Here is a 14,786-nt window from a genome sequence, read left to right as displayed (position 1 = left end):
TTTCATTATAAACTTAACCTATCCAAATCAATGAAAAACTTCCTGGTGCTTTTATGCCTCTTAATGTGCTTGTTTAGCTGCAATAAATCAAATGGCCAAAATCAACAAGATTTATTAAATGGCGATTTTGAAAAAATAAATCAGAAAAGTAAATATCCTGAGGGTTGGAACCATACCGACGGCCGTGATTATAAACATGCAATAGACAGCGTTGTTGTGCAGCATGGTAAATATGCGCTGTCAATTGCTTCGACGGTGGATAGTGCCGGATATAGTATTGTTAGCTTCGCCATTCCAAAGAGATTTGAAGGAAATGAGATTGAACTAAAAGGATACTTGAAACTTGAAGGTGTTGGCTCTGGTTTTGCAGGATTGTGGCTTGGGGTGGGCGGTACTTCCGCTTTTGACAATATGCAGCGCCGAAATATCCGCGGTACAAGCGACTGGAAACAATATAGCATCAAATTACCATACAATGGCCAAAAGGCAATTAATGTAATTGGCGGTGCGCTTTTGGCAGGTAAAGGAAAAATTTGGGTCGATAATTTACAATTGTTTATTGACGGTAAGCCCATCGAAAATGTACCGTCGAAAGAGATAGTCCGGGCAAAAGCTGAGTTGGATACGGCTTTCGCAAATGGTTCGGGAATTAATACCATTACACTTAATCAGCAGGCAACTACCAATTTGAGACTGCTTGCTCAGGTTTGGGGCTTTTTAAAATATCATCATCCTGCTGTAGCTAAAGGAGATTATAATATGGATGCCGAGCTCTTTAGGGTGATGCCGGCTGTTATAAAAGCGCGCAATAATAACGAGTTGAGCCAAGCGCTTGAACAATGGGCAGATAAGTTTGGTAAAGTGAATGTTTGTGACGATTGTAAGATTGATGTTAGTAGAGCGGTTAAGCCCACGCCCGATTATGGAAATCTGTTTGATCATTCGGTACTTAGTAAATCATTTACTGATAAACTCCGCTTTATTTTAAATAACCATAAAATAAGCGAAAGTTATTATGTAAGTATGGTAGAGGGGGTAGGCAATCCCTTGTTTGATCATGAAAATGGATATTACAGAATGAAATATCCTGACGCAGGCTACCGCTTGCTCTGCCTGTTTAAATATTGGAATATGGTGCAGTACTTTTTTCCTTACAAACATTTGATAGGAAAAGATTGGAACCAAACCTTGCCCGAGTTTATTCCCCAGTTTGTTGGTAATAAAAATTCAACAGAATATATACTCACCACGCTTAAGCTTATCAGTAGCATCCACGATACGCATGCTAATATCTGGAGTGGTAATGCCGAGTTAGAAGACTACCGAGGTAAATACCGCCCATCATTTAAGGCCCGGTTTGTGGAGAATAAACTGGTGATAACCGGCTTTGAGTCTGATTCGCTTGCTGTTAAAGAAAAGTTAAGGATAGGGGATATGATAACTGCTATTAATGGTATTACGGTTGATGAACTGATCAGAAAATATCTGCCTATAACTGCGGCATCTAATTATTCGACGCAGCTAAGAGATATGCCCGGCAACTATTTACTAAGGAGCAATAACCCGCATTTTGAATTTACAATACAGCGCGACGGAAATACAATAAATGCTGCTAATGAGGGCGTACTTGTTTCCAAGGCTGGGTTAATGGATTATAGCAACAAAAGTGTTAAGGACCCGGGTTATTATTTGATTAACGGGCAGATAGGCTACCTGTATCCGGCAAAATATCACAATGCAAACCTACCTGCTATCAGGGAGATGTTTAAGGACACTAAAGGTATTATTATAGATATGCGTTGTTATCCTTCGGAGTTTATGCCCTTTACCTTTGGCGCGTACATAAAATCGGGCGCTGCGCCATTTGTTAAGTTTACAAACGGAAGTATTAATCGGCCAGGGATATTTGTAGAAACAGCGCCGCTCAACATACAGCCAGATAATTCTTATCAGGGCAAAGTTATAGTGATTGTAAATGAGCAATCACAAAGCCAGGCCGAGTATACCACGATGGCTTTTCAGAGCTCGCCCAATGTTAGGGTTATAGGGAGCACAACGGCTGGGGCAGATGGTAATATATCGCAAATTACTTTGCCGGGCGGCATAAGTTCCCTGTTTTCGGGAATAGGGATTTTATACCCGGATGGAACGCAAACGCAGCGCAAGGGCGTGAAAATTGACGTTGTAGTACAGCCTACCATTAAAGGAATTAAAGCAGGAATCGATGAACCGCTTGAAAAAGCAAAAGCTTTGATCATGGAGGAGGTTAATTTGGGGGAGTGATTAGCTTAATTCTTAAATTAAGCTGCGTTAGCGATAGGAGCGGATACCGGCCTGTGTGTAAGGCCTGCAGGCGTATGAGCGTATAGCGCGGGCCGGAGGTAACGCCATTATTAATTTCGGAGTTGGGATTTTTGATTTCGGATTTATTTATGTCTGAACCGGAATTAAACAAATTAAAGATTTTATCGAATGTGCCTGAAATTCTGTCAATTCTTTAATTCCAGAAATTCGAGTGCAGACAATAATAAGCACTTACTTAATCAGCCAGCAACCATTAACCCCATAAAACCAATAACTCACTTAATCACCCCAATAAACTATTCACTAAGCATAAAAACAAATCTACCCACCCCTTGCTTTTGCATAATTAATCACTATCTTTGCACCCACAATTAATAAAATAGTTAACGCTTTAATATTATTCAAGTAATGTATTTAGGTAAAGAAGCAAAGGCAGAGATCTTTGCAAAACACGGTAAATCAGCTACAGACACAGGTTCTGCAGAAGGACAAGTAGCTTTATTCACCACTCGTATCGCACATTTAACTGGCCACCTGAAAAAAAACAAACATGATTTTTCAACCCAGTTATCACTGCAAAAGTTAGTAGGTAAGCGTCGCGCGTTACTTGCTTATTTATACAAAAAAGACATTGAAAGATATCGTGCTATCATCAAAGCTTTACAGCTTAGGGATATCATTAAGTAATTCTCTCCTTTTTTATTTAAAAGCCATCCCCATTTTAGGATGGCTTTTTTACTTTTGAAACATATATTTACAAACATAAAATCCGATGCGCTCCCGAAGATGAAAAGTGCATCACAAACAAAAAAAGATGAGTTTAAACGTAATTAAAAAAGTTATTGATCTGGGCGACGGACGCACCATTGAGATCGAGACAGGTAAGCTGGCCAAACAAGCGGATGGTTCGGTAGTAGTAAAAATGGGTGATACCATGTTACTGGCTACTGTAGTATCATCGCCTGAAGCTAAAGAAGGTGTTGACTTCTTGCCATTATCTGTTGACTACCAGGAAAAATACGCTGCAACAGGCCGTATCCCGGGTGGTTTTTTACGCCGCGAGGCCCGTTTATCAGACTATGAGGTTTTGATCTCTCGTTTGGTTGACCGTGCTTTGCGTCCATTATTCCCTGAAGATTATCACGCTGATACACAAGTGATGATTTCATTAATATCTGCCGATAAAGACATTATGCCTGATGCTTTAGCCGGTTTGGCAGCTTCTGCAGCTTTATCTGTATCTAACATCCCTTTTAACGGCCCTATATCTGAAGTTCGTGTTGCCAAAATTGATGGTCAGTTAGTAATTAACCCTACTTTAAGCCAGCTTGAGCATGCCACTTTAGAATTTATTGTTGCAGGCAGCGAGCATGATATCAACATGGTTGAGGGCGAATCAAAAGAAATTCAGGAAGCTGAATTGGTTGAGGCTATCAAATTTGCACATGCTGCTATCAAAATTCAGTGTTTAGCTCAAAAAGAACTAACCATTGAAGTTGGTAAAACCGAAAAACGCGTTTACAGCCATGAGCACAGCAATGAGGATTTGAAAAAAGCTATCTACGCTGCTACTTATGATCAGGTTTACGCTATTGCTTCTGCAGCTTCGGCAAAAGAGGAGCGTGGCGCTAAATTTAAAGAAGTACGTGATGCTTACATCGAAACCTTAGGCGAGATTGATGATATCACTAAAGGCCTTGCTAAAAAATATTACCACGATGTAGAGTATGATGCTATCCGTAACCTTGTATTAGATGAAGGTAAACGTTTAGATGGTCGTACTACTACCCAGATCCGCCCGATATGGAGCGAAGTTGGTTATTTACCATCTGCTCACGGGTCGGCTGTATTTACCCGTGGTGAAACCCAATCATTAACTTCTGTTACCTTAGGTGCTAAGGATGACGAGCAAATGATTGATGGTGCTTTCATTAACGGCTACCAGAAATTTATGCTGCACTACAACTTCCCAGGTTTTTCAACTGGTGAGGTTAGGCCTAACAGGGGTGCTGGTCGCCGTGAAATTGGTCACGGTAACCTGGCTCAACGTTCATTGAAACAAGTATTGCCTTCTGAAGATGAAAACCCGTACACTATCCGTATAGTTTCTGATATTTTGGAATCAAACGGTTCGTCATCAATGGCTACAGTTTGTGCCGGTACATTAGCGCTGATGGATGCAGGTGTTAAAATTAAAGAGCCGGTATCGGGTATTGCGATGGGTTTGATCACTAACGAAATGGGTACCAAATATGCTATCCTTTCTGACATTCTTGGTGACGAAGACCACTTAGGTGATATGGACTTCAAAGTAACCGGTACTAAAAATGGTATCGTTGCTGTTCAGATGGACTTGAAAATTAACGGTCTTTCATACGAAGTTTTAGCCAATGCGTTAAACCAGGCTAAAGACGGTCGTTTACACATCCTTGGCGAAATGGCTAAAACCATTACCGAGGCACGTGCCGACTACAAACCACACGCTCCACGCATTGTTACCATTAAAATCGATAAAGAATTTATTGGTGCAGTTATCGGGCCCGGTGGTAAAATCATCCAGGAAATGCAGCGTGAAACAGGCGCTACCATTTCTATCGAGGAAAAAGACAACCAGGGTATTGTTCAGATCTTTGCCGATAACAAAGCATCTATCGACGCTGCTTTGGGCCGCATCCGCGCCATCGCTTCAAAACCTGAGGTAGGCGAAATTTACGAAGGTAAAGTGAAATCAATCATGCCTTTCGGCGCGTTTGTTGAGATCATGCCTGGTAAAGATGGGTTACTGCACATATCTGAAATTGATCACCGCCGTATTGAAACTATGGATGGTATCTTCCAGATAGGGGATGAGGTAAGGGTAAAACTGCTTGATGTAGATAAGCAAGGTAAACTGAAGCTATCGCGTAAGGTATTATTGCCTAAACCGGAACCAAAACAAAGTAACTAAGCAATTTTTTATAGCAACAAAACCCTCTTTATGAGGGTTTTGTTATTTTGTTTGAAATTTTTTCAACTTTTTTAAAACAAAAACCGGATGTTTAAACTTATTAACTGTTAATACATAGTTGCTAAAACCATAATTCCGATCCTGTTTGATAAAAAATGACCCCTGCTACTAATAATGATCCTTTAGATTTCCTGAATAAAAATTCGGCTGGAATGCAGGCGGGTACTCAGACTGATTTGGTTCAGCAGTTACTGTATGAAATAATCAGGGTTAAGGAAATTATTGTTTATTACGACTCCATCCCAAATGGAGGAGGCCAGCTGGGTTCATCCATTCTCAATGAGCTTGTTTCAGAAGCATATCAGTCGCTGGTTAATTACGACACCGTACTCATGCGGAAATATTACGATTTGCTGTTGAATTGTGATTGAGGCTGCAATCGATATTTTTGTCTGAACTCGAATTAAACGAATTTTGTGAATTTATCGAATTTTGTCTCCGCTGTCCTTCTTCTATTCTGTTGATTCGAATAATTCATTTAATTCGAGTTCTGACAATCTACAGCAACAATATATCAATCTGATGTGCATGCACCATACCCACAACCGGCGACCATGCAAATACCGTAAAGCGGCCATCTTGCGAAGCTACTAAAGCTATGGCATCCTTTTGATCAAAAACGAACTGTGCTGCGGCTAAATGCCTTGTACCGCCATTTTGAGCCGGATGGATAACCCGGGTTGAGCAGCCTACTATTGGTTCGGTAACTACAATCTCTTCAATAGGCGAACTTTCTTCCGAGCGGCCTATTTTGGCGCCGAAAGCCAGCAGTTCGTGTTTATCATTTATGAGCGTAGCACCGTCTATCGAAGTTAATCCGCCTATGGTATCAACCGCACGGCGCATTTTTTCCTGCCATGAGGTATGGTAACGGTCGATGCCTTCGTGAATCATCAGATCGGTAAGCCCCGAAAAAGGCGGGTCAACAGGGTAGGAGATCGGCGTAATGATGGATTTGCGCCATTCTTCGCTTTCGGAGGGGACAACTAATAAGATACCGCCGCGCTTATGGGCTTGCATAGAAGTAGCCAGTTGAACTAATACGTTTACCGGATCATTCCACAGGGATGGCAAAGTAAAATCAAGCATGGCCGAAAGTACATTAGGACAATCAGAAATGCTGGAGCCATGCTCGTCAACTACTTTAATATCGTCGCCTTTTAATATGGCGATGTTTACAAATTTACCAAAGCCCTCTATACGGCGATGTTTGATCACTAACAATCCGGGTTCAATTACTTCCAGCACAAAACAATAAGCCGGAATAGCCAGGGTGGTTCCCCAGATGTATAGTTCATCATCTTCTATCCAGATGCCTAAATGGATGCCCGGTTGTTGTACTGCCGAAGCAAATTTGGTCAGGATATTGGGCGCAAGTTTAATTTTGCCACCAAACAGCAATGGCTGACCGGCTGCTTCGGGCGGTAAAAAAGCCAGGGTAAATTTTGGTGAAAAGCCCTCTTCCCGGCGCAAACTTGCCCAAAATGAGATATCGATAAGTGATTCGATGGTGGTGCAGCTGGGGGTAGGCGCAAGGTCTATCTCGTTGTTATCGGCAAGCGCTTTGGCATGAAAATGTCTGAAATGCCTTTCGATAATGGTTGCCACTTTACCGGCTGCTTTATATGTAGGTCCTGAACTCAAAGTTTTGGTGGTGTCTTTCATTTAAATACTTATCTCAAAAGTAAAGCTAAAAAAACGTGCATACAAACTAACGCCTCAATATTGCAATTGGCGGATAATCAGCCCCGGAATTAAAAGCAGGATAGTCATCTAAATATATCATTGTCAGTATTTTATCATACTTGATATCAATTATCTGCCCAACGTCAGTTGTTGCTCCGTGTGGAGTTTTTTCGGATTTATTGTATCAATTTTGCAGCCGGAAACGATAATGTAATCATGAAAATTATATCTCACCTGATATCACTCACCCTGCCAGACACTACGCCGTTGCAGGTATCGGCTTTATTAAATTTAGGTTTAACTTATGTACAGCAAGGCTTCAATAAAATTTTTCATAAAGCGGAAGACCATGGCCCTTGTGCCGAGCCTTGTATGTAAGCCACGGTATAATTGCTAATAGCGGGTACATACTGATAAAATATAGCTAAATTTGGGCTTCATTATACAGTATGGATCAGTTAACGGCTGCGGGCAAATCAAAAATGCGGATTGCCAACAGTGTATTCTTCTTCGTTTCGGGCTTCGGTTATTCTTCATGGGCCTCGCGTATTCCATTCATAAAACATCAGCTTAATTTAAATGAAGCCCAATTAGGGGTTGTATTGTTTGCCATGCCTGTTGGCCTGATGCTTACGATGCCGCTTACGGCTAAAATGATCAAACATTTCAGCAGTCGTGTAATGATGCTCATAGGGGCGCTGGCTTTTAGCCTGGTGTTATGCCTGCCGGGCTTTGCGGCTTATATGTGGCAGCTGATTGTAGTTTTATTCTTTATTGGGTCTACACGTAATATATTGGGCTTATCCATGAATTCGCAAGCTGTGGGGATCCAGGCTTTGTATGATAAATCAATCATGGTAACATTTCATGGCATCTGGAGTCTGGCTGGCTTTGGTGGTGCTGCCGTTGGTTATCTGATGGTGTTATTTAATATAGCGCCTTCATATCATCTATTATTTGTGGGCATTGCAATGTTCATCCTTTCGATGATATTCTATCCCTCAACTTACGATTATCAGCCGGCAGAAACTCCCGACAGATCTGTATTCTCGATGCCTGATAAGCACCTGCTTAAATTCTCTTTGATCTGCTTTGCATCCATGGCCTGCGAGAATACCCTGTATGACTGGAGCGGCGTTTATTTTGAAAAGGTGGTACATGCCACCAAATCGTTTGCCGAGGCCGGTTTTGTAGTTTACATGGTAACCATGACCATTGGTCGTTTTGCAGGCGATAGGGTAGTTTCTGCCATTGGTATTAAAAAGGTTTTAACTTATAGCAGTGTGCTGGTCTTCGCCGGTTTGCTGGTATCGGTTTTTTTGCCATTTACATTAACTATTTACCTGGGTTACGCTATGATAGGCATGGGTGTGTCATGCATCGTCCCGCTGATATTTAGCATGGCCGGCAAGTCCAAAACAATGAATAGCAGCCAGGCATTGGCAGCTATATCAACCGTCGGTTACCTTGGTTTTGTTATAGTGCCGCCTATAGTAGGTTTTATAGCCCAGGCAGCCAATTTACAAATAGCTTTCTTTGTTGTTGCGGCCTTTGCCGCCATGATGATATGGTTGGTACGAAAAATTGAAGACGAGCCCGCGGTATCATAGTTTTGTCAAATAAGCAGATCGGTATCACTTCAATTCGGTTTTGGCTTATAATTGTAATATCAAATCAGCCGGTTTGATATTACATCTGCAAAAAATGAGCACAAACATTACCGAAAACAACGTACAGCCGTCAACTGAGTTATTTATCAAGATGGTAGTTTCTAACTGGGAACTGCAAAATAGCCGCCTTAACGGTTTGCTTGACAAACTTACCGACGAAGCCCTTGCAACTGAAACAGCTCCCGGTCGCAACACCGGTGTTTACCTGCTTGGCCATCTTACAGCTGTGAGCGACGGAATGTTTACCTACTTAGGTTTGGGCGAAAGGCTGTATCCTGAGCTTGATGCTACTTTTATTAAAAACCCTGAAAACTCTGGCCTTGAAAAGCCATCGTTAGCTGAGCTTAAACAATATTGGGCCAAAGTTAATGAGGCGCTGACAGAGAAAATGAATGCAATGCAACCGGAAGACTGGTTTAAACCGCATAGTGCAATTTCTGCAGAGGATTTTGAAAAAGAGCCACATCGTAACAGACTGAATATCCTGATTAATCGTACTATACACCAGGGCTATCATATTGGGCAATTGGTTTACCTGGTAAAAAAATAAGCGCTTGCCGACCGGATTTTGCTCAAAAGGTTTAATCCATGACAATTGGATGAAACCTTTATGACAAAGGGATGGTAAATAATCTTTAAAACCGTTATACTTTTGCTTAACACTGTTAAATGATTTAATGGTGTAATCAAAATGGCAAGTAAAGAACGAATACAGCGCTTAAAAGAAGAAACCAGGGTGAACATCCTGGACGCCGCGCTCCACATAGTTAAGCATGAAGGCTGGCAGGCTTTAAGCATGCGTAAGATTGCCGATGTAATTGAATACACCGCGCCCATTATATATGAGTACTTCGCAAACAAGGATGCCATATTAATGGAACTTACCCGCAAAGGTTATGTAATACTGGCTAAGGACATGGAGAAAGCAAAAGAGCACTATCCGATGCCCGAAGATCAGCTTGAAGCTATGTGGCTTGCATACTGGAATTTTGCTTTTGAAAATAAGGAGCTTTACCAGGTTATGTTTGGCGTACAGATGAATTGCTGCTGCGAGGTAGTAAGAGCAATGCCAGAAGCCCAGCGTTTCACCACCATGGTTAGCGAAGCAATTATGCAGCTAATGAATATAAAGGATATCAACGACGAAATGATTTGTACAAAATATTACACCTTTTGGTCGGTTGTACACGGGTTGGTATCCATCAATTTACTAAGCAGAGGATTCTCTGACGAAGTTAACCGCCAGGTTTTGAAAGATACCATCAGCGGTATTATCAGGTCGATGAAAGATCAGGTTTTTTCATGACCGAAAAATAACACTGTTAAATTTCCTTACAGTGTTAAGTAAATGTTAAAGCACTTTTAAAACAAACTCTTAATACAATGAAAAAGCTCACTCACAACCCACGTAATCCATTTAACAGTGTTAAACGATTTAACGGTGTTGTAACATCTAATTTATGTAACAGCTGCAATTAGCGCGCACCGTCTTGATATATCGTAATGTAAAAACGTGAATATCACGATATAAGGCACTTGAAGTTAAAATAAAAATTATATAAAATATTGATAATAAGCTGGTTGTATAACTGGCATTTCAATTGAAAAATGATCGGCAATAGTAAAACAATGAAAACAATCAAATCATCATATATCACAAGCCCAACGGCTTATTCTAACCCTATCCATTCACCACTCTTAAAATCATCACTCATGAAAACACTCATTTTAGCGGCAGTTGCAGCTTTAACATTATATGGATGTTCATCTGCACCGCAGGCTCCAACAGCACCGCCGCCACCGGCATTACCGGTAGCAACTATTACTTCGGGCTCTGAAACTACTTTCCAGGAATATCCAGCTTCAATTGAAGGTACTGTTAACGTAGAGATCAGGCCGCAGGTAAGCGGTACTTTAGATAAAGTATTTGTTGACGAAGGTGCTTTTGTATCTGCAGGTCAGCCAATATTTAAAATTAACGAACAACCATACCGCGCGGCTTTAAATAATGCATTGGCAAGCTTACACGCAGCCGAAGCAGCACATGTTAACGCACAGCTTGAAGTTGATAAATTAACACCGCTTGTTGCAAATAAAGTAGTATCAGATTATCAGTTAAAAACTGCCAAAGCAGCTTTAGATGTAGCAAAAGCCAATATCGAATCGGCCAAAGCTAACGTAGCTACAGCGCAGATCAATGTAGGTTATACTTTAATCAAAGCTCCTGTGAGCGGCTATATCGGTCTGCTTGCTAAAAAGCAAGGTAGCCTTGTTGCTCCCGCAGATGTTGCTCCACTAACTCAACTATCAGATGTTCATGACGTACACGTTTACTTTTCACTTGGCGAAAAAGATTTTGTTGCCTTTAAAGAACAATATCCTGGCGCTAATCTGAAAGATAAATTGAAAAATGTACCATCAGTATCATTGTTGTTGGCTGATAATACAGAATATGCTAAACAAGGTAAAATTGACATCGTAGATGGCCAGTTTGATAAAAATACAGGTGCAATTACACTAAGGGCAAACTTTGCTAACCCTGATGGTTTGTTACGTTCTGGTAATACAGGTAAGATCCGTCTAAGCCTGAGCCACAAAGATGCTTTGATCGTGCCTGAATCGGCAACTGTTGAAATGCAGGACAAAGTATTTGTGTTCACCGTTGGTGATAGCAGCAAAGTTAAAAAACAACCTATTGATATAGTTGGTAAATCGGGCGATCACTACCTGGTTAAAGATAAAGAAGGCATCAAAGCCGGCGACCAGATTGTGTTAGAGGGCATCGATAAACTACAGGAAGGCATGGTTATTCAGCCTCAAAAACAGGCTGATAAAGTAGCCGCTGTAGTTAAACACTAATACATACACTTAAACTTTAAAGTCATGTTTCAGAAATTTATAGAAAGACCGGTACTCTCAACTGTTATCTCCATTTTGTTGGTGATAGTGGGTGTACTTGGTTTAACAAAACTGCCCTTAGAGCGGTTTCCTAATATAGCCCCTCCGTCGGTATTGGTATCAGCGGTATATCCGGGTGCCAACGCCGAAACTATCCTCCGTTCCGTTACGCCTTCGTTAGAAGAAGCCATTAACGGTGTGGAAAATATGACCTATATGACCTCTACCGCCAGTAATGACGGTACATTAGGCATCACCGTTTACTTTAAACAAGGTACCAACCCCGATCAGGCTGCGGTAAACGTTCAAAACCGTGTTTCTCAGGCTTCAAGCCAGTTACCAGCCGAGGTTTTGCAATATGGTATTACAACTACCAAGCAGCAAAACAGCTTTATTGGTGCTATGGCAATCTACTCAGAGGATCCAAAAAAATACGATCAAACCTTTGTAGCCAACTACGCGCAGATCAATATCGTTCCGGAAATTAAACGTATTCCGGGTGTAGGTTCTGCCAGTATCTTTGGTGGTATTAAAGATTACTCAATGCGCGTTTGGTTAAATCCTACCCAAATGGCAGCATACAATGTTACCCCTGCCGAAGTAACCGCCGCTATACAAGACAAAAACCTTGAAGCAGCACCAGGTAAATTTGGTGAGCGTAGCAACGAAGCATTTGAATATGTAATTAAATATAAAGGTAAACTTACCAAACCAGAGGAATATCAGAACATAGCTATCCGCGCTAATGCAGATGGTTCTGTGTTGCGTTTGAAAGACGTAGCACGTGTTGAACTGGGTGCTTATTCATATAATAGCGTAAGTAACCTGAACGGCCATGATGGTATTATCGTTGGTATTATACAATTATCAGGTTCAAACGCCAACGAAATCCAGATCGCCATCGATAATCTGATGGTGAAATTATCTAAGGATTTCCCGGTTGGTATCAAATACAACCAGTTCTATCGTACCAAAACTGACCTTGATGAGTCTATTAACCAGGTTGAACATACCTTGGTTGAGGCGTTTATCCTCGTGTTTATTGTGGTATTCGTATTCCTTCAGGATTTCAGATCAACGTTAATCCCGGCTATAGCTGTTCCGGTTGCTATTATCGGTACGTTCTTCTTCATGAACCTGTTCGGTTTCTCGGTTAACCTGTTAACACTGTTCGCATTGGTACTCGCCATCGGTATTGTGGTGGATGACGCGATTGTGGTGGTGGAGGCGGTGCATGCCAAAATGGAGCAAGATCCAAGTCTTACCCCTAAAGCTGCAACTACTGAGGCCATGCACGAGATTACAGGTGCTATTATATCTATTACCTTAGTTATGGCAGCGGTATTTTTACCGGTGAGCTTCATGACTGGTTCAACAGGTATCTTTTATCGCCAGTTTGCGTTAACCATGGCTATATCAATTATCATATCGGCCGTTAACGCTTTAACCTTGAGTCCTGCTTTGGCTGCGTTATTCTTAAAGAATAAACATAGCGAAAATGGTCACGAGGCTCCTAAGAAAAGCTTTGTAGAGAAATTCTACGCAGGCTTTAATGGTGGTTTCAATTATATGACCAACAGGTATGTTGGGGGCTTGAAAGTTTTGATCCGTAATAAATGGATAAGCATGGCGGGCCTTGCCTTAGTAGTTGTTGCTACCGTTTATATGATAAACAAAACAAAAACAGGCTTCATTCCTACCGAGGATCAGGGCTTTGTGGCTATAGCTGTTAATACACCATCAGGTACTTCATTAAGTGGTACCAATAAAGTATTTAAGCAAGCCGAAGACCAGCTTAAAACTTTACCATCAGCAAGGTTCGTAACTGCCTTGTCTGGTTTCAACTTCTTAACCCAATCAAGCAGTCCATCAGCAGGTGTTATCTTCCTGTTGTTAAAGCCTACTGAAGAGAGGGGCGAGGTTAAAAATATCGATGCGATTCAGAACATAGTAAGGGGCAAATTGGGCGGAATCCCGGGTGGTACCTTCTTCGTGTTCAGTTTCCCTACAGTTCCTGGTTTCAGTAACGTGGAAGCGCTTGACGTAATGCTGCAGGATAAAACAAACGGCAGGCTGGATAAATTTAGCGGCGTGGCCAATAACTTTATCATGAAGCTGATGCAGAAACCAGCTGTTGCTTTCGCCTTCACTTCATACAAAGCTGACTACCCTCAGTTACAATTAGAGGTTGATGATGAAAAAGCCGACCAATTAGGCGTAAGCGTTAAAGACATCCTGTCAACTATGCAGGCTTACTTTGGTACTGCCCAGGCATCAGACTTTAACCGCTTTGGTAAATACTACCGTGTGGTTGTTCAGGCTGATATTGCCGACAGGACCGATCCTTCAGCTATCGATCGTGTGTTTGTTAAAAACAAACAGGGTCAAAACGTGCCAATTAACACCCTGGTTAAATTAACCCGTGTTTATGGTTCAGAAACAGCTTCACGTTATAACCTGTTCAATTCTATTGAGATCAATGCCATCCCTAAACCGGGCTACAGCTCTGGTGATGCCATCAAAGCGATAGAAGAAACAGCTAAAGAGCAATTGCCACAAGGTTTTGCTTATGAGTTCACCGGCCAAACCCGTGAGGAGATTGCTTCAGGTGGTCAGTCAACTGTGATATTCCTGTTGTGTTTGGTGTTCGTATACTTCCTGCTATCAGCACAGTATGAAAGTTATATCCTGCCATTGGCGGTAATACTTTCAATACCTACCGGTTTATTCGGTGTGTTCATTGTGTTAGGCTTAACCGGTATCGAAAACAACATCTATGTACAGGTTGCGCTCATCATGCTCATCGGTTTGTTAGCGAAGAACGCCATCCTGATCGTAGAGTTCGCGGTACAGCGGCGAAGGGCAGGACATGGGCTGGTGCAATCAGCTATTGAAGCTGCTCAGCTCCGTATCCGTCCAATCATCATGACTTCAATGGCATTCGTATTCGGTCTGTTCCCGATGAGTATCGCTACCGGTCCGTCTGCACAGGGTAACCACTCTATCAGTATCGGTGCCGCAGGCGGGATGGTTTCGGGTGTACTATTAGGTTTGTTTATCATACCGGTATTGTACGTGATATTCCAGGGCTTGCAGGAGCGCATCAGTGGTAAACCAAAACCGCTTGCCACTAACGCAGGCGACCATGGTAAAGATGTGGCCGTGCTTGAAAACGAATATTCAGCTTAATCAATTAAACATCAACAAAAACTATCACGGGT

The 14,786-nt window shown here is 41.8% G+C and carries 11 protein-coding genes; 10 read left to right on the top strand and 1 reads right to left on the bottom strand.

Annotation, left to right across the window (positions count from 1 at the left end; translation table 11 throughout):
- Nucleotides 1-30: 30 nt before the first annotated feature.
- The 4 genes from EAH55_RS16025 (at nt 31) to EAH55_RS16010 (ending at nt 5,682) form a co-directional block, all read left to right on the top strand.
- On the top strand, nt 31-2,283 hold the full coding sequence (locus EAH55_RS16025) for a S41 family peptidase (protein ID WP_121810528.1): 2,253 nt from the start codon (nt 31-33) through the stop codon (nt 2,281-2,283).
- 429 nt (nt 2,284-2,712) lie between these two features.
- Nucleotides 2,713-2,991 carry a 30S ribosomal protein S15 gene (rpsO, locus tag EAH55_RS16020; protein ID WP_112571906.1) on the top strand — a complete coding sequence of 93 codons (279 nt, stop codon included), beginning with the start codon at nt 2,713-2,715 and terminating at the stop codon, nt 2,989-2,991.
- Between the two features lie 127 nt (nt 2,992-3,118).
- Nucleotides 3,119-5,251, top strand: coding sequence for a polyribonucleotide nucleotidyltransferase (gene pnp, locus EAH55_RS16015; protein ID WP_121810527.1), 2,133 nt, complete (start codon nt 3,119-3,121; stop codon nt 5,249-5,251).
- Nucleotides 5,252-5,406: 155 nt separating this feature from the next.
- On the top strand, nt 5,407-5,682 hold the full coding sequence (locus EAH55_RS16010) for a hypothetical protein (RefSeq protein ID WP_091210495.1): 276 nt from the start codon (nt 5,407-5,409) through the stop codon (nt 5,680-5,682).
- 127 nt (nt 5,683-5,809) lie between these two features.
- Here the strand turns inward: EAH55_RS16010 and EAH55_RS16005 are convergent, their stop codons facing one another.
- Nucleotides 5,810-6,976, bottom strand: a complete 1,167-nt coding sequence (locus tag EAH55_RS16005; protein WP_121810526.1) for a putative sensor domain DACNV-containing protein — start codon at nt 6,974-6,976, stop codon at nt 5,810-5,812.
- Nucleotides 6,977-7,213: 237 nt separating this feature from the next.
- Between EAH55_RS16005 and EAH55_RS16000 the strand changes: the two genes are divergently transcribed.
- The 6 genes from EAH55_RS16000 to EAH55_RS15975 all read left to right on the top strand — a co-directional run bounded on the left by EAH55_RS16000 (nt 7,214) and on the right by EAH55_RS15975 (nt 14,754).
- On the top strand, nt 7,214-7,375 hold the full coding sequence (locus tag EAH55_RS16000; RefSeq protein ID WP_162996902.1) for a hypothetical protein: 162 nt from the start codon (nt 7,214-7,216) through the stop codon (nt 7,373-7,375).
- A 71-nt stretch (nt 7,376-7,446) separates the two neighbouring features.
- Nucleotides 7,447-8,607 carry an MFS transporter gene (locus EAH55_RS15995; protein ID WP_121810524.1) on the top strand — a complete coding sequence of 387 codons (1,161 nt, stop codon included), beginning with the start codon at nt 7,447-7,449 and terminating at the stop codon, nt 8,605-8,607.
- Nucleotides 8,608-8,701: 94 nt separating this feature from the next.
- Complete coding sequence (locus EAH55_RS15990; protein ID WP_121810919.1) at nt 8,702-9,217, top strand: DinB family protein; 516 nt, start codon at nt 8,702-8,704, stop codon at nt 9,215-9,217.
- A 141-nt stretch (nt 9,218-9,358) separates the two neighbouring features.
- On the top strand, nt 9,359-9,973 hold the full coding sequence (locus EAH55_RS15985; RefSeq protein WP_112571898.1) for a TetR/AcrR family transcriptional regulator: 615 nt from the start codon (nt 9,359-9,361) through the stop codon (nt 9,971-9,973).
- Between the two features lie 323 nt (nt 9,974-10,296).
- Nucleotides 10,297-11,526 (top strand): efflux RND transporter periplasmic adaptor subunit, encoded by a 1,230-nt coding sequence (locus EAH55_RS15980; protein ID WP_394339761.1) that lies wholly within the window; start codon nt 10,297-10,299, stop codon nt 11,524-11,526.
- 24 nt (nt 11,527-11,550) lie between these two features.
- Nucleotides 11,551-14,754: an efflux RND transporter permease subunit gene (locus tag EAH55_RS15975; protein WP_167468587.1), complete on the top strand. Its 3,204-nt coding sequence runs from the start codon at nt 11,551-11,553 to the stop codon at nt 14,752-14,754.
- Nucleotides 14,755-14,786: the final 32 nt, after the last annotated feature.

Source organism: Mucilaginibacter kameinonensis, from assembly GCF_003675385.1.
Classification (GTDB): Bacteria; Bacteroidota; Bacteroidia; order Sphingobacteriales; family Sphingobacteriaceae; genus Mucilaginibacter; species Mucilaginibacter kameinonensis.
The sequence above is the reverse complement of the archived record's forward strand: the minus strand, read 5'-3'. Positions and strand labels throughout refer to the sequence as shown.